Annotated in this window: 25 protein-coding genes; 10 read left to right on the top strand and 15 right to left on the bottom strand. The window is 74.1% G+C overall.

From position 1 onward, the window contains the following. Window positions 1–21 precede the first annotated feature (21 nt). Both ACFZA0_RS28040 and ACFZA0_RS28035 read right to left on the bottom strand, forming a co-directional pair. A complete protein-coding gene (locus ACFZA0_RS28040; protein WP_391022007.1) occupies window positions 22–963 on the bottom strand; it encodes an ornithine cyclodeaminase family protein in 942 nt (313 codons plus the stop codon). Then, window positions 960–1739 (bottom strand): helix-turn-helix domain-containing protein, encoded by a 780-nt coding sequence (locus ACFZA0_RS28035; protein WP_391022005.1) that lies wholly within the window; start codon window positions 1737–1739, stop codon window positions 960–962. Before ACFZA0_RS28035 ends, ACFZA0_RS28040 begins: the two co-directional genes overlap by 4 nt. Window positions 1740–1891: 152 nt before the next feature. Here ACFZA0_RS28035 and ACFZA0_RS28030 point away from each other — a divergent pair, with 152 nt between their 5' ends. From ACFZA0_RS28030 to ACFZA0_RS28005, 6 genes are all read left to right on the top strand, one after another. Further along, window positions 1892–3214 (top strand): amidohydrolase family protein, encoded by a 1323-nt coding sequence (locus ACFZA0_RS28030; protein WP_391022003.1) that lies wholly within the window; start codon window positions 1892–1894, stop codon window positions 3212–3214. Further along, on the top strand, window positions 3211–4278 hold the full coding sequence (locus ACFZA0_RS28025) for a membrane dipeptidase (protein WP_391022001.1): 1068 nt from the start codon (window positions 3211–3213) through the stop codon (window positions 4276–4278). Before ACFZA0_RS28030 ends, ACFZA0_RS28025 begins: the two co-directional genes overlap by 4 nt. A gap of 134 nt (window positions 4279–4412) precedes the next feature. Further along, window positions 4413–7265, top strand: coding sequence for a SpoIIE family protein phosphatase (locus tag ACFZA0_RS28020; RefSeq protein ID WP_391021999.1), 2853 nt, complete (start codon window positions 4413–4415; stop codon window positions 7263–7265). A 357-nt stretch (window positions 7266–7622) separates the two neighbouring features. Next, complete coding sequence (locus tag ACFZA0_RS28015) at window positions 7623–8132, top strand: hypothetical protein (protein ID WP_391021997.1); 510 nt, start codon at window positions 7623–7625, stop codon at window positions 8130–8132. Window positions 8133–8240: 108 nt separating this feature from the next. After that, window positions 8241–9650, top strand: coding sequence for an FAD-linked oxidase C-terminal domain-containing protein (locus ACFZA0_RS28010; RefSeq protein ID WP_391021995.1), 1410 nt, complete (start codon window positions 8241–8243; stop codon window positions 9648–9650). Between the two features lie 107 nt (window positions 9651–9757). Next, entirely contained in the window at window positions 9758–11011 is a 1254-nt protein-coding gene (locus ACFZA0_RS28005) for a SpoIIE family protein phosphatase (RefSeq protein WP_391021993.1), read from the top strand. Between the two features lie 64 nt (window positions 11012–11075). Here the strand turns inward: ACFZA0_RS28005 and ACFZA0_RS28000 are convergent, their stop codons facing one another. The 6 genes from ACFZA0_RS28000 to ACFZA0_RS27975 all read right to left on the bottom strand — a co-directional run bounded on the left by ACFZA0_RS28000 (window position 11076) and on the right by ACFZA0_RS27975 (window position 14846). After that, complete coding sequence (locus ACFZA0_RS28000) at window positions 11076–11450, bottom strand: hypothetical protein (protein WP_391021991.1); 375 nt, start codon at window positions 11448–11450, stop codon at window positions 11076–11078. 131 nt (window positions 11451–11581) lie between these two features. Beyond that, the gene (locus ACFZA0_RS27995; RefSeq protein ID WP_391021989.1) at window positions 11582–12091 is read right to left on the bottom strand and encodes a roadblock/LC7 domain-containing protein; all 510 of its coding nucleotides are present in this window, start codon (window positions 12089–12091) and stop codon (window positions 11582–11584) included. A gap of 38 nt (window positions 12092–12129) precedes the next feature. Then, window positions 12130–12903: a hypothetical protein gene (locus ACFZA0_RS27990; RefSeq protein WP_391021987.1), complete on the bottom strand. Its 774-nt coding sequence runs from the start codon at window positions 12901–12903 to the stop codon at window positions 12130–12132. Then, a complete protein-coding gene (locus ACFZA0_RS27985; RefSeq protein ID WP_391021985.1) occupies window positions 12900–13307 on the bottom strand; it encodes a hypothetical protein in 408 nt (135 codons plus the stop codon). Before ACFZA0_RS27985 ends, ACFZA0_RS27990 begins: the two co-directional genes overlap by 4 nt. A gap of 354 nt (window positions 13308–13661) precedes the next feature. Beyond that, window positions 13662–13835 (bottom strand): hypothetical protein, encoded by a 174-nt coding sequence (locus tag ACFZA0_RS27980; protein WP_391021983.1) that lies wholly within the window; start codon window positions 13833–13835, stop codon window positions 13662–13664. Between the two features lie 216 nt (window positions 13836–14051). Next, on the bottom strand, window positions 14052–14846 hold the full coding sequence (locus tag ACFZA0_RS27975; protein WP_391021981.1) for an SDR family oxidoreductase: 795 nt from the start codon (window positions 14844–14846) through the stop codon (window positions 14052–14054). A 325-nt stretch (window positions 14847–15171) separates the two neighbouring features. Here ACFZA0_RS27975 and ACFZA0_RS27970 point away from each other — a divergent pair, with 325 nt between their 5' ends. After that, complete coding sequence (locus tag ACFZA0_RS27970; RefSeq protein ID WP_391021979.1) at window positions 15172–16452, top strand: hypothetical protein; 1281 nt, start codon at window positions 15172–15174, stop codon at window positions 16450–16452. A 34-nt stretch (window positions 16453–16486) separates the two neighbouring features. Here the strand turns inward: ACFZA0_RS27970 and ACFZA0_RS27965 are convergent, their stop codons facing one another. From ACFZA0_RS27965 to ACFZA0_RS27955, 3 genes are all read right to left on the bottom strand, one after another. Continuing rightward, window positions 16487–17206: a maleylpyruvate isomerase N-terminal domain-containing protein gene (locus ACFZA0_RS27965; RefSeq protein WP_391021977.1), complete on the bottom strand. Its 720-nt coding sequence runs from the start codon at window positions 17204–17206 to the stop codon at window positions 16487–16489. Between the two features lie 95 nt (window positions 17207–17301). Then, on the bottom strand, window positions 17302–18258 hold the full coding sequence (locus tag ACFZA0_RS27960) for a pyridoxamine 5'-phosphate oxidase family protein (protein WP_391021975.1): 957 nt from the start codon (window positions 18256–18258) through the stop codon (window positions 17302–17304). A gap of 365 nt (window positions 18259–18623) precedes the next feature. Next, window positions 18624–19868, bottom strand: coding sequence for a hypothetical protein (locus ACFZA0_RS27955; protein WP_391021973.1), 1245 nt, complete (start codon window positions 19866–19868; stop codon window positions 18624–18626). A gap of 305 nt (window positions 19869–20173) precedes the next feature. On the opposite strand from ACFZA0_RS27955, the gene ACFZA0_RS27950 reads away from it, so the two are divergent. The 3 genes from ACFZA0_RS27950 to tgmB all read left to right on the top strand — a co-directional run bounded on the left by ACFZA0_RS27950 (window position 20174) and on the right by tgmB (window position 21998). Then, window positions 20174–20506 carry a DUF1232 domain-containing protein gene (locus ACFZA0_RS27950; protein ID WP_391021971.1) on the top strand — a complete coding sequence of 111 codons (333 nt, stop codon included), beginning with the start codon at window positions 20174–20176 and terminating at the stop codon, window positions 20504–20506. Between the two features lie 300 nt (window positions 20507–20806). After that, on the top strand, window positions 20807–20998 hold the full coding sequence (gene tgmA / locus ACFZA0_RS27945; protein ID WP_391021969.1) for a putative ATP-grasp-modified RiPP: 192 nt from the start codon (window positions 20807–20809) through the stop codon (window positions 20996–20998). A gap of 16 nt (window positions 20999–21014) precedes the next feature. After that, the gene (tgmB, locus tag ACFZA0_RS27940; protein WP_391021967.1) at window positions 21015–21998 is read left to right on the top strand and encodes an ATP-grasp ribosomal peptide maturase; all 984 of its coding nucleotides are present in this window, start codon (window positions 21015–21017) and stop codon (window positions 21996–21998) included. 111 nt (window positions 21999–22109) lie between these two features. Here tgmB and ACFZA0_RS27935 read toward each other — a convergent pair whose 3' ends face one another. From ACFZA0_RS27935 to ACFZA0_RS27920, 4 genes are all read right to left on the bottom strand, one after another. Continuing rightward, window positions 22110–22688 carry a DUF4383 domain-containing protein gene (locus tag ACFZA0_RS27935; protein ID WP_391021965.1) on the bottom strand — a complete coding sequence of 193 codons (579 nt, stop codon included), beginning with the start codon at window positions 22686–22688 and terminating at the stop codon, window positions 22110–22112. A gap of 106 nt (window positions 22689–22794) precedes the next feature. Then, entirely contained in the window at window positions 22795–23010 is a 216-nt protein-coding gene (locus tag ACFZA0_RS27930) for a hypothetical protein (protein WP_391021963.1), read from the bottom strand. 278 nt (window positions 23011–23288) lie between these two features. After that, window positions 23289–23558 carry a DUF5133 domain-containing protein gene (locus ACFZA0_RS27925; protein ID WP_391021961.1) on the bottom strand — a complete coding sequence of 90 codons (270 nt, stop codon included), beginning with the start codon at window positions 23556–23558 and terminating at the stop codon, window positions 23289–23291. Between the two features lie 444 nt (window positions 23559–24002). Further along, window positions 24003–26552, bottom strand: a complete 2550-nt coding sequence (locus ACFZA0_RS27920) for a discoidin domain-containing protein (RefSeq protein ID WP_391021959.1) — start codon at window positions 26550–26552, stop codon at window positions 24003–24005. Between the last annotated feature and the right edge of the window lie 36 nt (window positions 26553–26588).

The raw sequence follows: 26588 nt of genomic DNA, 5'->3' as shown, positions 1-26588 counted from the left end.
GTCCGGCCCGGGAGCGGCCGCTCAGCCCGGCAGCGTCCGCGTGCCGCGTTCGGTCGCCACGGCGTGCACGACGTGGGCCGCGGCGACGTCGAGGGCGGCGTGCCCGGTCGACTTGAACACCGTCAGGCCCGCCGGGTCGCGCCGGCCCGGGTGGTCGCCCGCCAGGACCGAGCCGAGGAGGGTGACGGTCCGGCCGGGCGGCAGCCCCTGGAGTTCGTGCGCGCCGGCGGGCGGCGGCTCGTCGGCGGCGCCGGGCCACTCGGCGAAGAGGTCGGCGTCGCGGATCGTCTCCGGGTCGAGCTCGGGTCCGTGCGAGCCGCCGACGGAGCTGACGTGGGTACCGGGCGCGAACCACTCGCGGCGCACCACGGGGCTGGTCGCGCCGGTGCAGCAGAAGACGGCGGCGGCGCCGCGCACGGCGGCCTGGACGGAGTCGGCGGCACGTCCGGCCGGGTGCAGCGCGGCGGTCGCGCGGACCCGGGCGGCGTCGCGGCCGGCCACGAGGACGGGGGTCGCGGGGTCGAGCGCGGCGAGCAGGCCGACCTGGGCGCGGGCCTGCGTGCCGGTGCCGACGACGGCCACCGGGCCGCTGCCCGCCAGGACGCGGGCGCCGAGGGTGGCGACGGCGGCGGTGCGCAGGGCGGTGAGCGGCTCGGCGTCCATGACGGCGAGCGGGCGGCCGTCCTCGGCGTCGAAGAGGGCGACGACGCCCTGGTGGGCGGAACGGCCGGGGCGTTCGGGGTCGGCGAACACGGATATCAGCTTGGCGGCGAGCCCGAGGCCCGGCACGTAGCCGGGCATGGCGCCGAGCAGGCCGGCCGGCGCGAAGGCGGCGATCCGCGGCGGGGCGGAGGCCTCCTGGCGGGCGACCGCGATCAGGGCGACGGCCAGCGCCTCCAGGAGGCGGTGCGGTTCGAGGGCCGCCTCGGTCCCGTCGCGGTCGAGCACCAGCAATCCGCTCACGCGGACACCTCCGTCTGTCGGTCGGGACCGGCCGCCGGGCCGGCCAGCAGGGAGCAGAGCGCGTCGGCCGCCTCGCGCGTCCGGCGGCACAGCACGGTCATCCGGGCGTCGTCGATCTCGGCGTCCAGGCCGACCAGGGTCAGCGCGCACACCGGGGCGCCCGGCGTGGGGACCACGGCCCGGCTGAGGGACGCGACGGGCTTCTCGTTGCGGCCGTGCTCGACGGCGAAGCCGGCGCGTTCGGTGCGCTCGACGTCCGCGAGCAGGCCGTCGGGGCCCTCCAGCGGGTGCCCGGCCTCCTCGGCGACGCGCAGGTAGGGGGCGCGGGCGGCCGGTTCGAGGGCCGCGACCAGGGCGAGGGGGCCGGCGAAGCGGTGCACGGGCAGCGCGCGGTCCTGGAGGCTGGAGATCATCGCCAGCCGGTCGGGGCGCACGACGTCGACGACGCGGGAGCGGTCGGTCTCCAGCACCTGGAGGTTGACCATCATGCCGGTGTCGGCGGACAGCGCCTCCAGCACCGGACGGGCCAGCGCGGCAAGGGAGTTGTGGGCGGCGGCGGCCGACATCCGCAACACGGCGGTGCCGGGCAGGTAGCGGTCGTCGGCGCGCAGGACCCAGCCGCGGCGGACGAGGTCGACCAGGATCCGGTAGGCGGTCGCCCGGTGCAGGCCGACCTCCTCGGCGAGGTCGGTCAGCCGCGGCGGCCGGGGCGAGCGCGCGACGGCCTCGACCAGGTCCAGGGCCTTGTCGACCGCGGTGCGCGGCGCTTCTGGCATGCCACTCCTCGAAGAGCCGCGGTCGACGGGGCCGCGGACGGAACGGAACGGACGGGGACCGTGGCCGGACGGCCGCGGCACGGGTTACAGTACCGAATGTTTCACGGAACGATACTCATGTTTCATAGAGCGTAACAACTGGTGAGGTGAGCATGGCGGACAACAACTCCGGGGCTCCGCAGCCCTACGCGCCCGCCGCGACGGGCACGGTCGTGGTCTACCGGGGCGCCACGCTGTTCGACGGCACCGGCGACCCGGTGCGTCCGGGCACGTCGATCGTCACGGACGGCGCGCGGATCAGCGCCGTGGGACCGGACGCGGAGATCGCCGCCGCGCTGCCCGCGGGCGCGGAGGTCGTCGACCTCGACGGCGCCCTCGTGGTCCCGGGTCTCGTCGACTCCCACCAGCACATCGCGACGCCGCCCGACCGGCCGCTCGCCGAGGCCGTGCTGCGCCGCCTCGTGTACAGCGGCGTCACCGCGATGCGGGACATGGCCGACGACGTCCGCCAGGTCGGCGACATCGCGCGCGCCACCCTGGTCGGTGAGATCCCGGGTCCGGACGTCCGGTACGCGTCCCTGATGGCGGGCCCCGGCTTCTTCGACGACCCGCGCACCCACCAGGTCACCCAGGGCGAGACGCCCGGCGAGGTGCCGTGGATGCAGGCGGTCACCGCGGACACCGACCTGCCGCTCGCGGTGGCCCTGGCGCGCGGCACGCACGCCGCGGCGATCAAGGTGTACGCGGACCTGGAGGCGCCCCTGGTCGCCGCGATCACCGCGGAGGCGCACCGTCAGGGCATCGCCGTGTGGGCGCACGCCACGGTGTTCCCCGCCTCCCCGGGCGAGGTCGTCGACGCCGGCGTGGACAGCGTGTCGCACGTGACGCTGCTCGGTTTCGAGGGCTGCGAAGAGGCCCTCAAGAGCTACAAGAACAAGCCGAAGGTCGACCACGCGCGGTTCGCCGGCGGCGACGACGCCGGTGTCGCGGCGCTGTTCGCGCGGATGAAGGCGCGGGGCACGGTGCTGGACGCCACCGCGGGCATGTGGGCCTCCGACGAACTGGCCGGCGAGACGCCCGAGGACGCGGAGAAGGCGCGCGCCAACACCGAACTGGCGGCGGTCCTCACCGCCCAGGCGTTCCGGGCGGGCGTGGACCTGTCCACGGGCACCGACTACGAGACCGACCCGAAGGACCCGTTCCCGGCGCTGTTCGACGAGATGGCGTTCCTGGTGCGGCGGTGCGGCGTCCCGGCCGCGCAGGTCCTGCGCTCGGCGACGCTCGTCGGCGCGCGCGCCGCGGGCATCGAGGACGTGGCGGGCACGGTCGCGGCGGGCAAGCTGGCCAACTTCGCGGTGTTCGCGCGGAGCCCGCTCGACGACATCGACAACCTGCGCACCGTCACCCTGACCGTCAAGCGCGGCCACCGTTACGAGCGCGCCGCGTTCGACGCCGCCCGTGAGGAGAACCGATGACCCGCACCCCGTTGATCGTCAACGCGCTCGGGCAGCTCGACAACCCCAACGCCCCGCACTCCGCCGAGGCGGCGAGCGAGCTGAACCAGTCGAGCGAGCAGCTCAGCGTGGACGCCCGCGCCGTCGCGGACGCGCACGCCTCCGGCATGACGGCGGTGAACATCACCCTCGGCTACACGATGGGCGACATGCCCCCGTACGAGCACACGCTGCACGAGCTGGACGTGTGGGACGGGATCATCCGCGACAACCCCGACGACCTGCTTCTCGTGCGCACGGCGGCCGACATCCGCCGGGCCAGGGCCGAGCACCGGATCGGGGTGATCTACGGCTTCCAGAACGCGGTGGCCGTGGGCGAGGACACCGGCCGGATCGCCACCTTCGCCGAGCGGGGCGTGCGGGTCGTCCAGCTCACCTACAACCAGGCCAACCACATCGGCGACGGCTCGATGGCGCCGGAGAACCGGGGGCTGACCCCGTTCGGCCGCGAGGTCGTCGAGGCGCTGAACGAGCAGCACCTCATGGTCGACCTCTCCCACAGCGGCGAGCGGACCTGCCTGGAGGCGACGCGTCTGTCTCGCGAGCCGGCGTCCGTCAACCACACCGGCTGCCGCGCGCTGGCCGACCTCCCACGCAACAAGACCGACGAGGAACTGCGGCTAGTCGCCGAGCGCGGCGGGTTCGTCGGCATCTACTTCATGCCGTTCCTCAACGTCTCCGGCCACGCGAGCGCCACGGACGTCGTGGACCACATCGCGCACGCCGTGAACGTGTGCGGCGAGGACGCCGTCGGCATCGGCACCGACGGCTCGGTGACCTCGATCGACGACCTCGACGCGTACCGGGAGCAGCTCGTCGAGCACGTCGCGCAGCGGCAGGCGGCGGGGGTCTCGGCGGCGGGCGAGCGCGCCGACACGCTGCCGTTCGTGATCGACCTGCGCGGCGTGGACCAGTTCCGGGAGCTGATCCGGCTGCTGGAGAAGCGCGGCTTCGGATCGGAGCGCATCGAGAAGATCATGGGGCGCAACTTCCTGGAGTACGCCGGTCGCGTCTGGGCCGCGTAGTCGATTCGGCGCCATTTCGCCCGCACCCGTGGTGCCGTCCTTCCCGGGCGGCACAACGGGTGCGGGCTTCGCCGTGTCCGTCCCGGAATCGGTCTGACAATGTGCTATGTGCCGATGATCCTTATATTGGTGGTGTGATCAGGCGGCTGGACATACTCGACAGCGCTGACGACAGCATCACCGAGAGCGAGGTGTTCCGGCTCGCCCTTCAGCAGTCAATGGCGGAGCTGGACTGTATCGGTGGATACGTACACCTGCGCGGGCCCATGTCGGCCCTGCGTCTGGTGACCTCGGCCGGTCTTCCGTCGTCGGCCGTCCAGGCGTGGGACATGCTCGCCCAGGACGCCGGGACGGCCACCTCGCGCGCCGTCGACTCCGGTGAACCGCAGTGGGACGCGCCGGACCCCGCCGACGGGTCCCTGCTGTCGGGCACCGGCCGGATCGCCGTGCCCGTGCTCGGCCGGCGCCGCACCATCGGGGTGCTGACGCTCCTGACCGGCAGCCCCGAGCGCCCGCCGCCCGAGCAGTGGGACTTCCTGCGCCGGGTGACCGAGTGGATCATCGAGCGGCTGCGCCGCATCCCCACGCCCGCTCCGCTGCCCGCGAGCGGCCAGGAGACCCCGATGGTGGGGTCGTGGGACTGGAACATCGACACGGCCGAACTGGTGTGGGACGACGCCGCGATGCTCGTCTACGACACCGACCCGGCGGACTTCGGGCACAGCGTCGAGAGCTGGATGAGGATCGTCCACCCCGAGGACATGCCGGGCGCCCTCGCCGCGGCGGAGCGCACCATCCGCACCCACGTGCCGTTCGAGGTCGAGTACCGCGTACGGCGCCGGCTCGGCGGATGGGTGTGGACGCGGGCGGCCGGACACGCGGTGCTGGACGGCGAGGGCAACACCGTCCGGGTGGCCGGCGAGTGCTGGGTGAGCGACGTGTCCCCGACCGCCCGGGACGCCCTGAACCGGGCCCTGCGCCACATGAGCGACGCGTTCCTCGCCGTCGACGACCACTGGGACGTCACGTTCGCCAACCTGAAGGCCGAGCAGCTCCTCGGATCCGACGAGGACGCCCCGCTCCCGGGCCGGCGCCTGTGGGACCTGCCCGCGCTGCGCCAGGTGCCCGACCTGGAGGAGCGGTTCCGCGGCCACGTCACCACCGACCGCGCGGTCGGCTTCGACATCACGCTGGCCGACACCGGCCGCGTCCACCACCTGCGCGTGGTCCCGGTGCCGGGCGGCCTCACGGTCTACCTCACGGACGTCACCGACGAACGCCGCCGGGAGACCGAGAAGGTCGAGACGATCCGCGCCGGCGCCGAACGGGCCACCCGTACGGCCGAACTGACCTCGGCGCTCGCGGCGGCCACCACCACCCAGGACGTCATCGACGCGGTGGCCCGCGGCGTGCTGCCGCCCTTCGACGCGCAGGGCCTGCTCGTGCTCGTCACCGAGGCGGACGACCGCATCGTGCACATCGGGTCCGTCGGCTACCCGCAGGACTTCCTGGACCGCATGAGCGGCAGCGGTGGGATGGAGGTGTCGGACGACAACCCCGTCGGCCGTGCCGTCCTCACCGGCGAACCCGCGTTCTTCCGCGACCGGGCCCAGTGGCTGAGCGCGTATCCGGACATCGACCGGACGGGCACCGAGAAGCACGCCTGGGCGTTCCTGCCGCTGACGACCTCGGGGCGCACCTTCGGGGTCTGCGTCGTCGCCTTCGACTCCGCGCGCAGCCTGGGCGCCGAGGAACGCACCCTGCTCATCACCATCAGCGCGCTGGTCGCCCAGGCCCTGGAGCGGGCCCGCCTCTACGACGCCGAGCTGAACCGCTCCCGCGAGCTCCAGCGCGAGCTGCTGCCCCGCCGGCTGCCCGACCTGGTGGAGACCACCGCGACGGCCCGCTACCTGCCCGCCGGGCAGTCCGCTGACGTCGGCGGCGACTGGTACGACATCATCCCGCTGTCCGCGGGACAGGTCGCGCTCGTCATCGGCGACGTGATGGGGCACGGTCTGCCGGAGGCCGCGACGATGGGCCGGCTGCGCACCGCGCTGCACACCCTCGCGGCACTCGAACTGCCCCCGGACGAGATCATGGGGCACCTCAACGAGATCGTCGCGGGCCTCGGCCCGCACGCGTACGCGACCTGTCTGTACGCGCTCTACGACTCCCCCACCGGCACCTGCACGGTGGTGCGGGCCGGTCACCCGCCGCCGCTGATCGTGCACCCGGACGGCGCCGCGCACTATCCGCACGTCACCTCCAACCCCCCGCTGGGCTGCGCGGAGCCGCCCTTCGAGACGACCGAGCTGACGCTGCCGCCCGAGAGCCTCCTCGTGCTGTACACGGACGGACTCGTCGAGTCGCGGCACCGGGAGATCGACGAGGGGATGGCCCAGCTCGCCGCCCTGGTGCCCGAGGTGGACGGCGAGAGCCTGGAGAAGCTGAGCGACGCCGTGATCGACGGGCTGCTGCCCGACGGGACGACCACGAGCGACGACGCCGCCCTGCTCGTCGCGCGGCTGCACGCCCTGTCCGATCGCCAGGTCGCCTCCTGGCAGCTCCCCGACGGTCCGGAGGCCGCCGGCGAGGCGCGCCGTCACGTGCGCGAGCAGCTGGCCGCCTGGGACCTGGAGGACATGGCCATGACGACCGAGCTGCTGGCCAGCGAACTCGTCGGCAACGGCGTCCGGCACGCCAAGGGGCCCATGCTGCTGCGGCTGCTGCGCACCAACGCCCTCATCTGCGAGGTGTCCGACACCAGCCTGACCATGCCCCGCATCCGCCGCGCCTCGGAGACCGACGAGGGCGGCCGCGGCCTCCAGCTCATCGGTGCCCTCGCCAGCCGCTGGGGCAGCCGCTTCAACCACGCGGGCAAGACCATCTGGACCGAGCAGGCACTGCCGTCGTGCGAGGGGCGGGACAACGGGTTCACCGGCGAGGGCCCGGCCGCCGGTACGGCGGGCGGCGGCGCCCCGGCGTAGGCGCGAGGGTCCGGAACGGTCGGCGTCGCCAGGCACCCCCGTTCGAACACGCGGCTGGCCGACGGCACCGCGGTCGCACTGACGTGCGGAACAAATGCGGGAACTGGGGCGGGACATGCGGTGTCGCAACCGTCCCGGAATCGGACGTCTCCGGCATGCTGATATCCGCCCCGTGCCGGGTAGACCTCCCTCAGCGCGAACTCCGCGCGAACTCACCTCTCCTACGAAGGACTTGTGGTCTTGGCTCTTGCGTACCCTGACGCGCCGTCATCCCGTCGTCCCGGACGCTCCTGGACGGTCCGGGTGACAGGCCACCGCGACCGTAGTGCCTCGGTCAGCTGTTCCTCGCCGTGCGGCATGCCCCCTCGTTCCCGCGACGTCGCCGCCCTGCGGCGCTTCGCCGAAGCCCACGCCCACGCCCACGCCAAGGCGGTGACCGTGCGGCCCGACGCCGCCTGCGGCTGCCGCCAGCAGCGGTGCGCCGCGCACGAGGGGACGCGCACCTACTGCGCCGGTTCCGTGGTGCTCGTCCTGCGCCACGACCCGGCGGTCGGCCAGGTGTGGACCCTCACCGAAGTCTGTTCCGCCTGCGCCCCGCTGATGACGCACGCCCGTGTCGTCGGCCGCGCCGTCCCGCACACCCGGCCCGCCCTCGTGGACGCGCCCGGCACCGACCCCGCGCCGGAGGACGCCGCCGACCGCGCGGCGCCCGCCCAGCAGCCGGTGGCGGTACCGGCCGGCGCCCCCGCCCGATCGGTGCCCGGCGGTTTCAGCGCCTCGGCCGCCGGACCGGAGGCGCCCCGGGAGGGGCGGCGCAGGCCCCGCGACCGCGACAGACCGGGCACCGGGAGCCGCGGCCGGAGCTGAACGGCGGGGGCGACCGCGGGCGGCCGGAACGGACCCGCGTGACACGCCCCCGCGAGGCACACGCCCCTCCGTGGGGCGCGCGGCCGGCCGGTCCCTAGGGTGGCTGTCATGCACGACGACACGAGCCCCCGCGACCTGACCGACCGGCTGACCAGGGACCTGCCGCCCGACCGGGTGCTGACCGACCCGGCCTCGACCGCGGGCTACGCCCACGACGAGGCCGAGTGGGCCCCGTACGGCACCCCCCTCGCGGTCGTCCGGCCGCACACGGCCGAGGAGGTCGCGCTCGCGGTACGGGCCTGTCTCGACCACGGCGTGCCGATCGTCACGCGCGGCGCGGGCACCGGGCTGTCCGGCGGCGCCAACGCGGTCGACGGCGCGGTGGTGCTGTCCACCGAGGCGATGAACGCGATCAAGGAGATCGACCCGCTGGAGCGGCTCGCCGTCGTGGAGCCGGGCGTCGTCAACGAGGACCTGCGCGCCGCCTGCGCCGAGCAGGACCTCTGGTACCCGCCGGACCCGGCCAGCGCCCGCTGGTCCACGATCGGCGGGAACGTCGCGACGAACGCGGGCGGTCTGTGCTGCGTGAAGTACGGCGTCACCCGCGACTACGTGCTCGGCCTCCAGTTCGTCACCGGCACCGGCGAGCTGGTCCGGGTCGGGCGGCGCACCGCGAAGGGCGTCGCCGGGTACGACCTGACGAGCCTGCTGGTCGGCTCGGAGGGCACCCTCGGCGTGATCACCGAAATCACCGTGCGGCTGCGTCCGCGCCGCGAGCCCGAGCACACGGTGGCCGGGTACTTCTCGTCGATCGTGGACGCGGGCCGGGCCGTCGCGGCGGTGGCCGCCGCCGGGGTCACGCCGTCCGCGCTCGAACTCGTCGACCGGCACTGCCTGGCGGCGGTCGACGCCTGGAAGAACATGGGCCTGTCCACCGAGGCGGAGGTCGTGCTCCTCGGCCGCAGCGACGCGCCGGGCGCGGCCGGCGAGGCGGAGGCCGAGGCGATGCGCGCGTGCTTCGCCGGGGCGGGCGCGACGTACGCCGTGCGCTCGACCGACCAGCAGGAGGCGGACGCCCTCTTCGAGGCGCGGCGGCTGGCGTACCCGGCGCTGGAGCGCCTCGGGCCGGTCCTGACCGAGGACATCGTGGTGCCGAAGGCGGCGGTGCCCGAGATGCTGGCCCGCATCCACGCGACCGGCGACCGGCACGACACCCTGATCGCGAACATCGCGCACGCGGGCGACGGCAACCTGCACCCCCTGCTGATCACCCCGGCCGGGGACGAGGCGGCACGGGCACGCGCCCAGGCCGCGTTCCACGACATCATCGCCGACGCCCTGGACCTCGGCGGCACGGTCACCGGCGAGCACGGCGTGGGCCTGCTCAAGCGGGACGGGCTGCGCGCCGAACTGGGTCCGGCGGTGCTGGGCCTGAACCGGGCGGTCAAGGACGCCCTGGACCCGCGCGGCCTGTTCAACCCGGGCAAGGTCGTCGCGACCGACGGCCAGGAGGGCTGACAGCCCCGGACCTGCCGGGCCCGTCCCGCCCGGTCCGGGACCTTCGGCCCCGCGCCGGGGGACCGTCGCCCGGTGCGGCATGCGGGGGCGGGTGGTCGAATGGAAGGGTGTCCAGCGCCAGCAGACGGCCGATCCGTCGCTCCCGGCCGTCCGGGCCCGCCCCGGTGAGCCGGGGCGGGCGCGGACTGCTTCCGGCACCCGTCGGCGGGCGCCTGCGGTCCGTCGAGGAGGTCACGCGCCGCGTCGTCGGAGGCCCCGCCCTGGCGAGGGCGGTGCCCGCCGTCGTGCTCGTCCTCGTGGTCGTGCTGGACTGGTTCACGAGCACCCGCTTCCAGGCGGGCAGCTTCCTGGCCCTCGTCCCCGGTCTCTCGGCGCTGCTGTGCGGCGTCCGGGCCACGGTGGTCTACGCCTTCCTCGCGGTCGCCGTCTACGTGCTGGACGTGAGCGCCTACGCGTCCTCCGAGGTGGACGGCTGGCCGGGTCTGATCCTGGTCGCGGTGTGCGGGCTCGGCGCGGTCGCCGTGTGCGCGGTGCGGATGCGCCAGCAGCGGCACCTGGCGCACGTCAACGAGGTCGCCGAGACGACGCGCGCGACCGTGCTGCGCCCCCTGCCCTACCACTGGGCGGGACTCGAACACGCCGCCGCCTACCTGCCGTCCGACGTGTCGGCGCGGGTGGGCGGCGACTTCTACGACATCCAGCCGTCCCCCTACGGCACCCGGGTCGTGATCGGGGACGTGCAGGGGAAGGGCCTGGACGCGGTGTCGGCGGCGTCGGCGCTGGTGAGCAGCTTCCGCGAGGCGGCCTACCACGAGAGCGAACTGCCCGCCGTCGCCACGATCATGGACATCAGGATGTGCCGACACCGGGAGTACGTCCGGTCGTTGGGCGGTGACGACGGTGACCGGTTCGCGACGGCCGCGCTCATCGGCTTCCCGTCCGCCCCGAGGCCGCCCGGCCCGCGGGGCGGGGGCGCGCCGGAGACGGTGGAGCTGGTCAACTGCGGCCACCTGACACCGCTGGCGGTGAGCCCGCGCGGCACCCGCGAGGTGTCGCCCCCCGCGAACCTGCCGCTCGGCATGTTCCAACTGACCGGTGAGAAGCCCCGGTCGGACCTGGTCACCCTCGCCGGCGACGAGACGCTGCTCCTGGTGTCGGACGGGGTGACGGAGGCGCGCGACCAGGACGGCACGTTCTTCCCGCTGGCCCGTTCCGTGGACGCGGCGGTGCGTGCCGCCCCGTCCGCCGCGGAGCCCCGGCGGCTCGTGGAACTGGTGCGGGACGCCGTGGTGCGCCACTCGGGCCGCAGGCTGGCCGACGACACGACGGTCCTCGCGGTGCGGCGCCTGACGGGCGCCTGACGCGGCGCGCGACGGCCCCCGCGACGCTGGTCGCGGGGGCCGGGCAGCGGCTCGACGGCGTTGCTCAGAGCTCCAGTTCGTTCTCGATGCGGCGCAACTGGTGGCGCGCCATCGCCAGGTTGGCCCGGCTGGAGTCGAGCACCAGGTAGAGGAACAGACCCTTGCCGCCGCGCCCCTTGAGCAGGCGGATCAGGTGGTACTGGGTGTTCAGCGTGATGAGTATGTCCTCGATCTCGCCTTCCAGGCCCAGGTGTTCCATGGTCCGCAGCTTGGAGCGCACGACGTCCGTGTTGCCCGCCGCGGCGACCTCCAGGTCGAAGTCCTTGCCGCCGCCGATCGTGCCGAGGGCCATGCCGCTGGTGTAGTCGACGAGGGCTGCGGCGCTGGCGCCTTCGATGGAACTCAGGCATTCCTTGAGCGAGGTTTCCAGGTTGGCCATGTCGCGTCCTTCCGTGAGGGATGGGGAACGTGCTTGCTGTGCAAGGGAGTTGTCACTGAACGCGGGCGTCCGTCATCGACACCGGGACGCCGCTCGGCGGGCCCGGCGCGGCTCGGCGCCCGGGGCCCCGGTCAGCCGCCGGTCTCGGGCCTGGGGCGTGCCCGGGGGCGGCCGGGGCTGCGCACCGGCAGGGTGCCCAGGGCACGGACCTCCCCCGGTGCGGCGGGCCGGGGTCTCGCGGCGGCCTCCTCGCGGGCGGCCGGGCCGGAGGCGGCCTGTTCGACGACCTCGGCGATGCGGGTGCCGCTGCGCCGGCCCTCCAGGTGCAGCCGGCCCACGTTGGCCCGGTCGTCGGCGAGGAGGGTGAGGACGGTGGTGGGCCCCGCGGAGTACGTCGCGACGTATCCGAGGGAGCCCCGGACCAGCAGTTCGCAGAAGTCCCCGCGGTCGGCGGCCTCCGCCATGCGGTGGGCGACGCCGAGGGCGGCGGCCGTCAGCGCGGCGAGGCCCTCCGGTTCGGCGTCCGGGAGGTCCTGGGCCAGCACGAGACCGTCGACGCTCGCCGCGAGGGATCCCGTCAGCAGGGGGACGCGGGTGCGCAGTCTTTTCAGCTCGTCCAGGACATCGGCCTCGACGGCCATGAGCAGTCTCCTTTCGGCACGCTGACGGCGTGCGCGGATCACAGTGCCTCCAAGGCGTCTCGAAGCCGTCGCAGCAGGGCCGTGTCGGGTTCCTCGGGCGGTCCGGTGCGCTGCTCGGGAACCCGGGCGGCCTCCCGGCCGCCGGGTGCGGCGGTGACGATCCCGTCGGCGGCGAGGCGGCGCAGTTCGACGAGGGTGGGGAAGGTGCGCCAGGCGAGGACGGACGCGATCTCCGCGGCCGTGCGGACGCCGTCGACCTGGGCGAGGGCCCGGCTGCGGCGGCGCGGCAGACAGCGGCCGGGGGCACCCGGCACCTTGACCAGCGGGGCGCTGTCGATGTCGGGCTCCGGCCAGATGCGCTGGAGCTGTTCGCGGCGGCGCTGCGACTCCCGTACGACGACGTCCACCGGGACGGGCCGTACCGCGCCGAGCCAGTGCCCGACGCCGGGGCGGAAGCGCAGCACGCGGTTGGTGTGGGTGAGGGCGAAGTAGGCGGCGTCGAACAGCGCGCCCAGATGGCACAGTTCGAGGGCGCCCGCGGTGAGCCGGCCGCTGTCGACGAGGGCGCGGGCGACGCGTTGCCGCGAGCCCGCCGCGCCGACCGCGTCCCACCAGCCGTCGGCGTCCACGGCACCGCTGCGCAGGAGCAGCAGCCCGAGGTCGGCGGCGACCGGCGACTCGACGTGGGCGACGCGGCCCGCCAGCAGGTAGACCGTGCCCAGTTCCGTGGTGAGGGCGCCGGTGGCGGCGTCCGCGGCGAGACTCACGAGCGAGGGGAGCACCGTCGTGTGCGGGGCGGGCGGCGGCGTCATCCCAGCACCAGACGGTCCGCCATCTCCGCGAGCCTGATGCGGGCCAGTGCGAGGTTGCCGTCGCGGCGGTCCAGCCACAGGTGCACGAAGACGCTGCTGTCGAAGGCGGTGCTGACGAAGCGGAGGACGTGGTAGGCGTCCGGCGAGGTGATGATCATGTCCTGCACGGGTGGCTCCCCGCCGTTTCCGGAACCCGCCGGTTCGCCGTCGGCCGGGGCGAACGTGCGGCTCTCCACCGTGAGGCGGGCGAGTTCCGCGGTCTCGGCGGCCGCCGTCTCGTGGTCACCGCCCGGGGCGTCGCCCACCGCTCCGAGCGCGAGTCCGCTGATCCAGTCGACCACCGAGACGCCTCGCGCCCCCGGCACCCGCATGGCTTCCAGCAAACTCTCGTCGATTCCGGGCACGCCGGATCTCCTCCCCTGCACGCCGCTGCACACCGCACCGCGAACGTGATCCCGACACTACGGAAAGTGTTCCGGGCAGGTGAGCCCTTTGGCATTTTCCTGCGGAACATGCGGAGGACCGGTCAGCCAACGGAACGGAATGCTCCGCAACACCGTCCGCGGCCCGCCCGGGGGTGCGGTCGCGACCGCGACGACGGGGGCCCCGCGGACGGCGCGCGGTCGACCGCGTCCCGGCGGTCAACAGGCGCGCAAACGGGACGTGTTCGCCCCGGGGGACGACGAACGCGGCGCCCGCCGGGCGGCCTTGGCCGACCCGGCGCGACGCCGCGGCCGTCGGTGTCCCCGACTACCGTGTCACCGGGCCGTGTTGCGCCAGTCCTGGTACTCCCGCCACAGCCGCTCGGCCCGCCCGCAGCGGCCCGTCTCCCGCTGGCAGACCCGACAGCTTCCGACGTGCCCGATGTAGGCGTCCTCCGGTGTCTTTCCGTGTTCCTGGCCCGGTTGTCGTCCCGGTCGCGAAGTCGTCATGGTGTCCCGACACCCGTTCTGCCGTGGTGAGCTGGCATCGTTACTTCCGGCGAGGTGCGGGCCACGGATGCACCCGGAACGTGTGATCACCCGTCATGGGCCGTTGTGCGAGGGCGACTTCGCGGCACGGAGGGGCGCGTGGCGACTCCGCACGAGGTGCGCGGGGGCCAGGAGGGTCCGGGAGGTCCAGGAGGATCCAGAAGGGTACGGAGGGGTCTACGGGAGGATCGAGTCGACGTAACCGCCGTCGACACGGACCGCGCCGCCCGTGGTGGCGGAGGCCTGGTCGGAGCTGAGGTACACGACCAGGTTGGCGATCTCCTCCGGCTCGATCAGCCGTTGCAGCAGCGACTGCGGGCGGTGCACGCGCATGAACTCCCGCTGCGCCTCGTCCCACGGCAGGTCGCGGTCGACCAGCTGGTAGACGAAGTCCTCGACCCCGCCGGTGTGCGTCGGCCCGGCGATCACCGAGTTCACGGTGACGCCACTGCCCGCGGCCTCCTTGGCGAACCCGCGGCTCACCGCGAGCAGGGCGGTCTTGGAGACCCCGTAGTGGATCATCTCGGCGGGGACGACCACCGCCGAGTCACTGGCGATGTACTGGACCCGGCCCCAGCCGCGCGCCTTCATCCCCGGCAGGTAGGCACGGGTGAGCCTGATCCCGGCGAGGACGTTGATCTCGAAGTAGCGGCGCCACTCGTCGTCGGGGATCTCCAGCGCCGGCTGGGCGCCGAAGATGCCGAGGTTGTTGACGAGGATGTCGACGTCGGGCAGCGTCGCGACGGCCTGTCCGGCGCCCTCCTCGGTGCCGAGATCGGCGGCCACCGCCACGAACCGGCCGTCCGGCACGTCGGCGCGCAGCCGCCCGATGCTCTCCTCCAGCCGTCCGGCGTCCCTGCCGTTCACGCCCACGCGGGCGCCCGCCCGTGCGAGGCCCGCGGCGATGGCCGCGCCGATGCCCTGCGAGGAGCCGCTCACCAGGGCGGTCCGGCCTTCGAGGTCCACGTTCATCGGGTCGCTCCTTGTCCCGCGGGTCCGCCCCGCGCGTCGTCCTCGGGTCCGCCGCCCTCGCGGCGCGGCGGACGGTGCCCTCCTGCCCACCTTCGCCGACGATCCACGTGGTCGCAGGCCGGATCCGCCCGCCGCGACGGGCCGCGGGCGGATCACGAAGGCGCAAGGGCGGACCGGCGTCCCGCATCGTGGACACCCGGGTGTCCCGGGCACAGGCCCACCGGCTTCCTGCCAGGTGGGAGGGGGTGCGCGGGCCCCAGGTCGAGGATCATGGCCGAAGGCGGTGATACTGGACGGGCACTCCGTCCCCGTTCCCCCTGGATCCATGCCGACCTCCTCCAGCGCCAGCACGACGATCCCTCCCACGGTGTGGCTGGCCCGCGGCCACCACGCGGGCCCCGAAGCGGCGGACGAGGTCGTCCGGACCACGCTGCGGCGCCTCGACGCCGACGGGACCGTCCACAGTTTCCTGGAGCTCCCGGCGGCGGACACGCCCGGACACCGGGTCTTCGAGGCGCGCTGGGAGGTCGCGGACACCGAGACCGTCACCGTGCGGGCCCGCCTCGTGCTCACCGACCGCCTCGCGGCGGAGGAGGCCCAGCGGGACCCGCGGCACGCGGCCCCGCATCCCGGCTGGGACTGGGTCCTGGCGGCGGAGGCCGAGCGTTCCTGGGACCCCCGCTGGCCCTCCCCCGCGGCCTTCTTCTGGCCGGCCGACACCCAGGCCGACTGGGACCACGAACCGGTGACCGGCCTGCGGTACGGGGCCCTCAACGACCTGCCCGGCGAGGACAAGGAACTGCGGCGCGTCCTGCGCAACGCCCGGCGCGACGGCTGGGGCGTGCACGTCGTCGTCCACGAGGCGATGACGCCGGACGCGCGGGGCCGCCGCCCGCTGGCCCCGATGCTGCCGCCGAGCCTGCGCCACCGCGTGGTGGAGCACCGGGCGGCGCCGCAGCAGTTCCGGTCGGTGAACTGGGCGCTGCGCGAGTTCGGCGTCCAGGTGCCGCGCGGCGGCGCGGTGGTGCTGCCGGGCACGCCCGCGCCGCCCGGATACGCCGAGAGCGACTTCTCCGTGCGCAGCGTGTTCCTGGACGGCTCGGAGCCCGTGGAGCTGATCGGGTCGGTCACGGCCTTCGTGTCGCTGTCGAAGCCGCTGCCGGACGGCGCGGCCGAGGTGCTGACCGCGCTGCGGGAGGACTGGCACCTGGTGACCATGGAGGAGGAGCTGAACCGCCAGCGGGAGCTCGTCGCCATGTACTCCCAGGCGCTGGAGGCCATGACGGCCTCGCGCGACCTGTACCGGGAGGCCGCCGAGCGGGCCCACGAGGCGCTGGCTGTCTACCGCGAGGGAGGGGGGGACGCCGCGGACCGGCCGCGGCCCGAGCACGAACGGCCGGCCCGTCCCGCCCTTCCCCCGGCGTCCCCGCGCCAGTCGTTCGCCCGTACCTTCGAGCGTCTGCGGGACACGGCGAAGTCGCTGCGTCCGGGGCCGGTCGACGACAGCACCGGTGCGGCGGGCGCGGCGGACGGCCCGGTGGACGACCCGGCCGCGACCCGCCCGCCCGAGGGGACACCCGGCACGTCCGGCACGCCGGAGCGGTAACAGCCGTGCGGAATACGGAAGTTGTACGGGCGGCTCAGCCGAACAGCGGGAGCCGGTCCGCGTCCGCGCCGAGGAGCGCCCGCTCCCGCTCGGTGGGTGCCGCACGCCCGGTGCCGACCCGCGCATAGCGCTCGTCGCTCCAGTCCGCGGCGGGGCGGTGCCCGAGCAGCCCGTCCAGGGTCGTGGCCACGGCAGCCAGGCAGCGCGCCGTGGGTCCCGGGGCGCCGGGGAGGTCCGTGACCAGGTCGAGGTGGTGCAGGGCGGCCTCGACGGCGAGGGTGGTCATCAGGTCGCCCGCCGTCAGGACGTGCCCCTGTGTGCGGACGGTACCTTCCGGAGCCACACGGGCGGCGGCGTGCGCCGCGGCGGCCAGGGTCTCCAGGTAGAGACCGCGCAACTGCCCGAGGTCGAGGAACATGCTCGCGCCGACCCGCGCCCACCGCCGCCCGTTGGCCGCGCCCGCGGTGCCGGGGGCCCAGTCCCGCCAGTACGTGACGGCGTCCCGGTCGGGCGGTCCCTGCGCGGGCGTGTGCAGGGCGACCAGGGCGCGCTGCGCGTCCTGGAGATGGTGGAACATCAGGTCGCGCACCGACCAGCCCGTGCAGCCGGTGGGCAGCCAGGACTCCTCGTCGCTCAACCCGCCCACCGCACCGGCCAGTTGCTCGTACGCCTCCGCCACCAGCCGTGCGGGCGGTGCGGGTTGGGGCCCGGCGGGGGCAGAGGCGCCGACGTGGTCGGCGGGGTGCGCAGCCATGCCCCGATGATAGGAACCCGCGCCCGGACGGGGACGCCGCCATCGCGTCGCACGGCGAACGTCCGCGCCCGGCAAGGAACGTGAAGGCGGGCGGGTCAGCCGGTGACGGTCTGCTTCGCGCCCCCGGCGGAGGCCACCGCGAGCTTCTTGAACGCGGGCCAGTCCACGTCCGGGCGTTGCAGGTTCCGGCGCTTGAGGTACGCGGCGGTGTCCCGGCGGGCGGTGCGCAGGGTGCGGACCAGGTCCCGGGGCCCGCCGGAGCCCGACGGCTCGACGACCCGGGAGGGCACCAGCAGCATGCCTCCGTCGCCGTGCGGCTTCAACTCGCCCCGGACGAGGGCGTTGTAGAGCCCGGAGAGCTTGTCGTCGTGGCGGTGGACCAGCAGCCCGGCGGGCCCGGCGGCAACGGCGCAGTCGGGTGCCGGGTCGACGAGGAAGCCGTCGGCGGTGGCGACCGTCCGGGTGCGGGACAGCACCGGGGCGCCCGACGCGTCGCGTGCCGCGAGCACGGCGGTCGGGAATCCGGCGAGCACGTCGGCACCGAGCGGGGCGGCCCCGGCCGGCGCCCGCGTCGCGGGCGCGGCGGTCCCGGCCGGTTCCGCGAGGGACGGCCGGGTGTCGACGGCGGTGGGGGTGACGGTGATCAGCAGGCGCAGGTAGTACCAGTCCATGAGCCACCGGGCGGGCGCGTCGACGTAGCGGCGGCTTTCGGGCTGCCGGTCGAAGAGCATGGACCAGTACGCCTCGTCGCCCGCGGGCGACGTGACGATCTCCTCGGGGCACACGGCGGTGCCCCTGACGAAGACCTGGTCGGGGCGGTCGAGACCGCTCGCCGTGGGGTCGGAGAACAGCAGCGCGACGCGGCCGTCGCGGCGGACGTTGAGGGCCTTGCGCGCGAAGGCGAGGGAGGTGGTGACGAGCAGGGTGCCGTCGTCCCTGCGGCCGACGGCGGTCGGCCAGGCCAGCGGTGCGCCGTCCCGCCCGAGCGTGACGAACTCGCAGGTGCGGTAGGCGTCGATGATCTCCCCGAGACGGGGATCAAGAGATATCACGCGCGCAACGTAGCGCGTGGCAGCGGCAGTTGAGAGACGGCGCGCGCGGCGGGGCCCGGCGACGCCGTCGGTGCGGGAGCACCCCGGGCGGGACCCGAGTCGGTCGTCGTGGACGGCGCGCGCCGCGCGCGCCCGGCACACCGACTGCGCGGACATGACGCCTCAACGTCCGGGACAGTGAAGGCACTTGGGCTCGCGGGACGTCTCCCGTACCGGCGGCGACGGTGCGGGCGCCGGGCCCCGCGCCGTCCGGACGCGGGACGCACCGCCGGGACGGCCGCCGCGCACCGCCCGCCCGGACCGTGACCGGTCGGGCGGGCGGTGCGCGGCGGGACGCGCGAGCGGCGACCGGTGCCGCCCGCGGGTCACTCCCGCGACGCCTGCACCTTGGCGCGTTCCGGCGGCGGCGATCCGGGGACCGCCCAGCGCGGCGCCAGGTGCACCAGGAGTGCCACCAGGGCGACGAGCGCGGCGAGTGCCGCGACGGAGCCCGCGGCCCACGACGGTGCCGCCGTGCTGCCGAGGGCGGCCGTCAGGCCCGGTGAACGCAGCCTGCCGTCCAGGAGTTGGGCCGCCGCGAGCGCGGCCGGAACCAGGACCGCCGCCGCCAGCACGACCACGCCGGCCCGCAGGGCCGACAGCACCGCCAGCAGCAGGCACAGGCCGGACGCCACGAGCGCCGCGACGTGGGCCGTGGTGGACACACCGTCGGTGCGGAGCGGGAAGTATGCCGCAGCGCACAGGACGAGCACGACGCACACCACGAGACCGGACCAGCGCGGCCGCAGCCCCGCCGGGGCGGGCGGGCGGCTCCGGTCCCGCGCCTCGGGCCGCTCCCGCGCCCGGGACGGCCGGGACGGGGCGGCCGACCGGGGCGGCGCGGACTCCCGGGGCCGCCGGTGCCCGGCGGCGGGAAGCGGCCCGCGGGTGTCGTCGGCGTCCAGCGCCCGGGAGGGCTCCGTCGGGGCGGCCTCCTCCCGCTCCTCCGCCGGGTCCCGGGTGACCGGGGACGGCGGTGGCCCCGAGCGCTCGGACGGCTCGGGCCCCTCGTCCCGGTCCCGGGCCAACCCGCCTATCAGCTCGGCGAGTTCGTCGACGGGGCGGCCGGCGGCGGCGGCCCGCACCGCCTCCTCGCCGCAGTGGGGCTCCAGTGGCGGCCGGTGCAACTGCGCCAGCAGCAGCGCCACTTCCTCGACGGGCCGGTGCCGGGCCGCGGCGTGGATCGCCGCGTCGGCGCTGTCGGGTTCGGCGGGTGGTTCGGTCAGCAGGGCGACGAGCCTGGTGACGTCCTCGACGGGCCGGTCGATGCCCGCCGCGCGCAGCGCGTCGGCCGTGGCCTCCTCGCAGCGCGGGGACTCCCGGAGGAGGTTGATGAGCTGGACGACCTCCTCCAGCGGCCGGCCGGCGACCGCGGTGTGGACCAGGGAGTCGACCGGGTCGCGGTACGGCTGGTCCGTCTCGTCGTCGGCCGCGGGCCGGCGGTCCGCCGGACCCGCGGGTGGGAGGTCGGTGACCTGTGCCGCGCCGGGTGGCGGTGCGGCGGTGCTCGCCAGGCCGGCGAGGGTCGATCCGGGTTGATTCGAATGTGGCGATGTTGAGCGGGTGGTCATGCTGAGCTCCATGAGATGGTGCGGCCGCTCCAGCGCCCCCGACGTGCGACACGCGACTTGACGTTGCCCATTAGTAGGGTCGGGGCGGACGCGCCGCCACTCGGGCGGACGACCGACGTGTCCCGTTACGCCCCCGTCCGCCCCGTTCCCGCGGTGCGGGCGGCCGGCCCGCGGGGCACAACTCGTCGCCCCGCAGGCGGTATCGGCGCCGTATCCGGGAATCCGTCGGGTACAGGAACCGGCGCACCGAAGGCGCGACACGGTTCGCCGCCGATGGGGTGGCGCACCGCCGCAAAGGAGGGTCCGTGGACTCGACCACCACGCTCATCGTCGTCGCCGCCGTCATCGCGGCGGCCCTGCTCGCCGTGGCCGTCGGCCTGCTGGTGCGGCTCGTCCGGGCGCGGCGCGGTCTGCAGCGCGCCGGACTGCCCACGGGACCGCGCTGGGTCTTCTGGGGCGCCGTCGCCTACCTGATCCTGCCGACCGACCTGCTGCCCGACCCGGTGTACATCGACGACATCGGCGTACTGCTCCTGGCACTGCGCTCGATGCGTCGACCGGCCGTCGCCATGATGGAACAGACAGTGACGAGGCGCGGTGGCCGCCGGGCCCGGAAGTCCGCCTCCTCCGGCACGTGACGCCCCGTCGGGCGGCCTGACAAGCGCCGGACAGAGCGGCCTCAGAATGTGAACAGGCCGCTCCGGTAAGGCGAACAGGTCGCCCGACGGGAATGCTCGGTTCAACCCCCTTGTGCGGCACGTCTCGTGCGGCAACTTCGCCTGCTCCGCGGCCGAACTCCCCGGCAATTACGCAGAGTAAGGAAACCATTCACTCGTTCGATTCGTATAAGTCTCTGGATGCCGTCGGTTCAGCGGCCGAGCGACGACGCCGGGCGGTGGCACCCGCGGGAGAGCAACAGCACCGACGAGGGAGAGACCATGCAACCTTTCGCGCTCAACTACGCACGGCCCGCCCCGGAGTCGGAGGTGACGGCCGCCTACGCGTACGACTCCGGCATGCAGTTGAACGTGCTCGCCGGCGGCGGCATCGCCGCCCGCGACCACGCGCTCCTGCGCGAGCTGGGGACGACCACCTCCACCGCCGGGTCGAAAACCCACTTCGACGACTGACGGCAGGGCGACAGCGATGACCGTGCTGATCCTGACCTGCGCGGAGGACGTCACGGCGGACATGGTGGTGGTCCACCTGAACGCCGGCGGTGTCCCCGTCGTACGGCTCGATCCCGCCGACCTGACGGAGGGGGTCGCGCTCTCGGGCGAGTACGCGCACGGCCGCTTCCGCGGCAGGCTGTCCGCGGCCGGCCGGACGGTGGGCGTCGACGACCTGCGGTCCGTGTGGGTGCGAAGACCCGGTGCGCCCGCCGCCCGCGCGAGCGAGCCGTCCCCGTGGCTGACCGAGGAGTCCTCGCAGGCGCTGTACGGGATGCTGCGCGGCTCGGGCGCCCGGTGGATGAACCACCCCGACGCGGCGGGCCGCGCCCGGCACAAGCCCTGGCAGCTCCGGCTGGCGCAGCGCATCGGGCTGCCCGTCCCGGCCACCCTGATCACGACGTACCCGCAGGACGCCCGCGCGTTCGCCCGGCGCTTCCCCGACCTGGTGGTCAAGCCGGTCTCCGGCGCGCATCCGCAGGACCCGCCGCGGGCGGTGCCGACCAGCAGGGTGGCTCCGGGCACCGACTTCGCCGCGGTCGCGTTCGGCCCGACGCTGCTCCAGCACCGGATCCCCAAGCGGGCCGACATCCGGCTCACGGCGGTCGGCGACCGGCTGCTCGCCGCGCGGATGCAGGCGGACCCGGACGCGCATCCCGACCTGGTCGACGTCCGGTACGCCCCCGCGACGACGCCGTGGCATCCGGTCGAGGTGCCGGCGCGGGTCGCCGCGGGCGTGCGCGCGTACCTGCGGGACGCGCGACTGGCCTACGGCGCCTTCGACTTCGCCGAGGACGCCGAGGGCACCTGGTGGTTCCTCGAGTGCAACCAGTCGGGGCAGTTCGGGTTCGTGGAGATCGACACCGGTCAGCCCATCGCGCGGACGATCGCCGAGTGGCTGGCGGACCCGGCGGGACCGCGGGGCCGGCATCTCAACGGCCGCGGGACGGCGGTTCCCTGACGGCTGCCCGCGCGTGCGAAGGCGAGCGACGCGAGCCGACCGTTCTCCCCCGGTCCGGCCTCCCCGCGTCACCCGCCCGCGGCGGCCCCCGCGCCGCCCGCACAGCAGGACTCAGGCGTGTCCGGTGCCGCTGCCCGGGGCCGCCGAGTGGACCCGCCCGCCGGTCGCCCGCGCCGACAGGGCGGCACCCGCGGCCCGGCGCCGCGCGTGGAGCGACTCCTGCGCGGCCTCCCTGGGGTGACGCCTGCGCCAGTACGGGTTGTCGTGCGGCAGCTTGCTGGAGACCCGGCCGTACATGCCGAAGGTCAGGATCACCAGGCCCATGATGAAACTGAAGATGACGTTGCTCATCCCGAAGTCGAGGAAGTTGGCCGGGCGGTCCAGGACGAACACGTGGGCGAAGCCGCTCAGCAGGAACAGCGTGCCGACGACCATGTTCACGATCGAGGCGATGTTGCCGCCGATGACGGCCCCCGCCACGAGCACCACCCCCACGATCACCGAGATGAGGCTCAGCACGCCGTTGCTGGACATGCCGGCGACGTGGTCCCCCTGCGTGTTGAACGGGGCGAGTTCGTCGGCGAACCCGAGGGCGCCGAAGGCCAGCAGGATCAGTCCGCAGAGCGCGGAGCCGTAGCGGTACACCGTGGCCAGTTTGTGGTCGACGGGCAGTTCGTCGCTCAACCTCATGGCGGACCTCTTCCGAGTGCGGAGGCGGCAGTCTCAGGGTCTATTCCACCAAAAGGGGACAGAAGGTTGCACCTCGGGAGCCGCTCGTCCGCCGTCGCCGGTCCGGTCAGCGGGGCCGGGGCCCGGGGAGCAGCGCCGTGCGCTGCCAGCCGTTGCCCGGGGACGCCGGGCGTTCGGGGGCGGCGCCGTGGTCGAGGGACCGCAGGGGCCGCAGGACGAGTTCCAGCTCCCTGCTGACGCGCTCGGCCTCCCTGCGCACCTGGGCGGGCACGTCGCCGCACTCCGCGACGAGTCGGTCGTAGATGGGGGAATCCTGGAACACCCGACAACGCACCTTTCGTGTCGTGGGCCCGTGTGCTGGGCACGGCTGCCGAGTGTAAGGGCCCGCACACGCTCCGGTGCGGATTCCGCGGGGGTACTTGCGTCACCCGGACGGATGCGGGATACGCCGTCGAACAGGCACGCGGACGGTGCCCGGACGGCAAAAACTCCGGGGGCACGTCGTTGTGTCCCCGGAGCGTCTGTCACCCCAGTTGCCCGTCTCCGGCGCGCACGCGCCCCGTCACCGTTCCCGGGGACGGCCGCGGTGCCGCGGAGGACTCACACGGCCAGCGACAGGCCGCTCTCGCCGTCCGCGTCGGCCGCCGCGTGCGCCGCCGCGGCCGTTGGCCGGCCTCCGGCGAGAAGCAGGGCGTCCGCCTTCGCGACCGCCTCGCCGACGCTGCTGGTCGCCATCATCACGCACAGGGTGTAGCTGACGTCCTCGAGCTCCCGCGCTGCCGCGGGAGTCTCCTTCTCCGCCTGAGCGATCCGCAACGATGCGTACCGGGTCAGTACTTTCCTGACGACCTTCGGGTCGGGAACCAGCACGAAGCGCCCCTCTCTCGAGTTTTGCTCCGTATGCCCGGCCGCGCCGCCCTCAATCCCCCGGCGCACTCCCCGGGCACGCCGAACGCGCCCCGAACGCCCCCAGAACGCCCCTTTCCGGCCACCTCGCGCCGTCCGGACGTGGCACTCAGTGCCGTTCGCGGGGCGGGTGGTCGGGGACGGTCGACGGTGGTCGCGACAGGCGACGACGACGGGGGCGGTGACGGCCGCCGCCGTCACCGCCCCCGTCGGTCACCGGCCTTTCGGTGACTTTCGGCCATCTTCGGCGAACAGCCCGGAAAGGGCCGTCGTTAGCCCGATTCGAGCCCGCCCGACGCCGTCCCGCGCGCGCCTCCGGGGAAGCCCGGCGTGGCACGGCGTGCCGCCGCGCCCGTCCCCGAGGGGGCGGGCGCGGCGGCGGCGGTCAGCGACCGCCGGACTTCCCGGTCAGGGGAACAGGGTGATCTTCGAGGGCACCGTGCTCGTTCCCGAGGTGGGTGCGCCCGTGTCGTTGACGACGTGGGCGTACTGACCCATGCCGCCCAGGGAGATGACCTGGATGTCGTGCAGCTTGACGCCGCTCTTCACCGGCACCTGGAAACCGTGTCTCTGCACGATCGTCGGGTCCGCGGTGAAGTTGCAGTAGCTGCCCAGTCCCCAGGCCTCGTGCGTGTTCACGGTGTCGGCGACCTTGTAGGCCGCGTAGCCGACGATCCCGTCGTGGGTGACCGCCGCCGCGTTCGGCACGTCGTAGGCCTTCTCGTTCTGGAAGAAGATCGTTCTTCCGCGTTCGCCGTTCCACAGCACGTCGTACTTGTTGAAGTGCTCGACGAACAGGCCGGTCGCCAGGACGTCGTCGCCGTTGACCACGAGGCCGTAGTCGGCCCTGTTGGTCTCCCAGCCGACTCCGGCGCCGTGGTCGGCTCTCCACAGCCAGGTGTGGTCGACGATCACGTCGTCGCTGTTGACGACCACGGAGTTGGTGGCGAGGCCGGGGCCGGCGCCGCCGATCCGCACGAACACGTCCTGCATGGTGGTCGGGTTGGCGGCGTGGTCGGCCGAGGCGCCCGCCCCGCCGATCTGGAGCAGGGTGTCGGAGTTCTTCGAGCCCGCGTCGATGAGGAACCCGGCGAGGCGCACTCCGTCGACGTCGGCGACGTGCATGGCGTCGACGCCGTTGTCCGGCACGATCGTGGCGAGGCCGAGGCCGAGCACCACGGTGTTGGCGCGGGTCACGTTGATGGTCTGGTCGAGGTGGTAGACGCCCGGCGTGAACAGCAGGTTGAGGCCCTGGGCGAGGGCGGCGTTGATGGTCGCGGCGGTGGCGCCGGCCTTGACGACGTAGAACTGGTCCAGCGGGAGCGAGGTGCCGGGCGTGTTGGGCCAGGACACTCCGCGGGCGTTGGTGCGCTCGTTGGGCACGAACACCTTGTAGGTGCTGCCGTCGAGGTACAGGAACGGCTTCTCGCGCGACGCGGGGGTGTTGTCGAGCGTGGTGTACGGGCCGGTGTCGAAGTTGGTCGCCGGGGCGCCCTGGACACCGGAGAACGTCATGTTCCAGACGCCGTTGGTCCAGCCGCCGACCGAGCTGTCGCGGGTGTACCACTGCTGCTGCGAGTACGGGCCGACGGTTCCGTCGATCTTGGAGTCGGCGATGTAGCCGCCGGAGGCCCAGCCGTAGCTCGCCGGGGCGAGGTTGAGACCGCCCTTGACGTGGATGCGGCGGAACGGCGCGGCCTGGGCGACGGCCCAGCGGTCGGTGCCGTTGGACGGGGTGATCGCGAAGTTCTCCGCCGAACGCCAGAAGTTCTGCGTGGCGTTGCCGTTGAACCAGCCGGCGTCGACGGTGACGTCACCGTTGATCTGGGTGTCGTCGGGGTTGATGCCGAGACCGGAGATCGAGGTGTAGAAGCCGATCTGGGCGTTGATGCCGTTGTAGGTGCCCGGCTTCAGCAGGAACTGGTAGCGGCCGGTGCCGAACTGGTTCGACTCCTGCTGCGCGAAGACGGAGTCGAACTTCTGCTGGAGGTTCGGCGTGGACGGGTCGACCACGATGACGTTCGGGCCGAGGTCGCCGCCGCCCTGGATCGGGCCGGTGGTGTCGGTGCCGCCCGTGTGGACCGCGAACTCCCAGAGGGAGTAGCCGTAGGCGGTCGCCCGGGTGGTGCCGAGGATCCGCACGTAGCGCCCGGAACCGCTGACGGTGTAGGAGGCGGTGCCGCCGGTGCCGTCGGTCACGGTCTTGAGCGTGGTCCAGGTCTGGCCGTCGGTGGACGACTGGAGGCTGAACGCCTTCCCGTACGCCGCCTCCCAGTTGAGGTCGATCTTGCACAGGCTCTGCGTCGAGCCGAGGTCGACCTGGAGCCACTGCGGGTCGGCCGCGGCGCTCGACCAGCGGGTGCCGGTGTTGCCGTCGACGGCCGCCGACGCGGGGGTGCCGGCGTTCTCGGTGGAGGACGCGGTGGCGGTCTTGCCCTGTGCGGCGTTGGCCGTCGAGCAGGTGGTGGGCGTGGTGGTGCCGCCCGTGCTGCCGAAGACCTGGAACTCCCAGAGGGAGTAGCCGTACTGGGTGGCCCGGTGCACGCCGGCCATGCGCACGTAACGGGCCGTTCCGGAGACGGCGACGGTGTCGGTGCCGCCGTCGCCGCCGGTGACGCTCTTGAGGTCGTTCCAGGTGCTGCCGTCCGTGGACCCCTGGATCTTGTAGTCCTTGCCGTACGCCGCCTCCCAGTTGAGGACGACCTGGGTGACGGTGGACGAGGCGCCGAGGTCGACCTGGAGCCACTGGTCGTCGGTCGCGGCCGAGGACCACCGGGTGCCGGTGTTGCCGTCGACCGCGTTGGCCGCGGCGGTGCCGGCGTTCTCGACGGACGACGCGGTGGCCGTCTTGCCCTGGGACAGGGGCGTTTCGGCCGCGACGGCCGGTCTGCTGGTCAGGGGCAGGGTGACGAGCGCCGCCGTGGCGGCGAGCGCGACACCCAGTGCTCTGAGTCTCATGGGAATGCTCCTGCGATGTGGGGCTGCGGATGCCAA

The sequence above is a fragment of the Streptomyces sp. NPDC008150 genome (assembly GCF_042956945.1).
Lineage (GTDB): Bacteria > Actinomycetota > Actinomycetes > Streptomycetales > Streptomycetaceae > Streptomyces.
Note: the sequence above shows the minus strand (reverse complement) of the source record. Positions and strands in the feature narration are given on the sequence as shown.

Coding starts and splice junctions, on each gene's coding strand:
- ACFZA0_RS27970 (WP_391021979.1), top strand. CDS start 15,172: ATGCCGACCTCCTCCAGCGCCAGCACGACGATCCCTCCCACGGTGTGG.
- ACFZA0_RS27935 (WP_391021965.1), bottom strand. CDS start 22,688: ATGAGGTTGAGCGACGAACTGCCCGTCGACCACAAACTGGCCACGGTG.
- ACFZA0_RS28035 (WP_391022005.1), bottom strand. CDS start 1,739: ATGCCAGAAGCGCCGCGCACCGCGGTCGACAAGGCCCTGGACCTGGTC.
- ACFZA0_RS28015 (WP_391021997.1), top strand. CDS start 7,623: ATGCCCCCTCGTTCCCGCGACGTCGCCGCCCTGCGGCGCTTCGCCGAA.
- ACFZA0_RS27990 (WP_391021987.1), bottom strand. CDS start 12,903: ATGACGCCGCCGCCCGCCCCGCACACGACGGTGCTCCCCTCGCTCGTG.
- ACFZA0_RS27995 (WP_391021989.1), bottom strand. CDS start 12,091: ATGGCCGTCGAGGCCGATGTCCTGGACGAGCTGAAAAGACTGCGCACC.
- ACFZA0_RS27955 (WP_391021973.1), bottom strand. CDS start 19,868: ATGACCACCCGCTCAACATCGCCACATTCGAATCAACCCGGATCGACC.
- ACFZA0_RS28010 (WP_391021995.1), top strand. CDS start 8,241: ATGCACGACGACACGAGCCCCCGCGACCTGACCGACCGGCTGACCAGG.
- ACFZA0_RS27965 (WP_391021977.1), bottom strand. CDS start 17,206: ATGGCTGCGCACCCCGCCGACCACGTCGGCGCCTCTGCCCCCGCCGGG.
- ACFZA0_RS28000 (WP_391021991.1), bottom strand. CDS start 11,450: ATGGCCAACCTGGAAACCTCGCTCAAGGAATGCCTGAGTTCCATCGAA.
- ACFZA0_RS27980 (WP_391021983.1), bottom strand. CDS start 13,835: ATGACGACTTCGCGACCGGGACGACAACCGGGCCAGGAACACGGAAAG.
- ACFZA0_RS28030 (WP_391022003.1), top strand. CDS start 1,892: ATGGCGGACAACAACTCCGGGGCTCCGCAGCCCTACGCGCCCGCCGCG.
- ACFZA0_RS27975 (WP_391021981.1), bottom strand. CDS start 14,846: ATGAACGTGGACCTCGAAGGCCGGACCGCCCTGGTGAGCGGCTCCTCG.
- ACFZA0_RS28025 (WP_391022001.1), top strand. CDS start 3,211: ATGACCCGCACCCCGTTGATCGTCAACGCGCTCGGGCAGCTCGACAAC.
- tgmA (WP_391021969.1), top strand. CDS start 20,807: ATGCAACCTTTCGCGCTCAACTACGCACGGCCCGCCCCGGAGTCGGAG.
- ACFZA0_RS27920 (WP_391021959.1), bottom strand. CDS start 26,552: ATGAGACTCAGAGCACTGGGTGTCGCGCTCGCCGCCACGGCGGCGCTC.
- tgmB (WP_391021967.1), top strand. CDS start 21,015: ATGACCGTGCTGATCCTGACCTGCGCGGAGGACGTCACGGCGGACATG.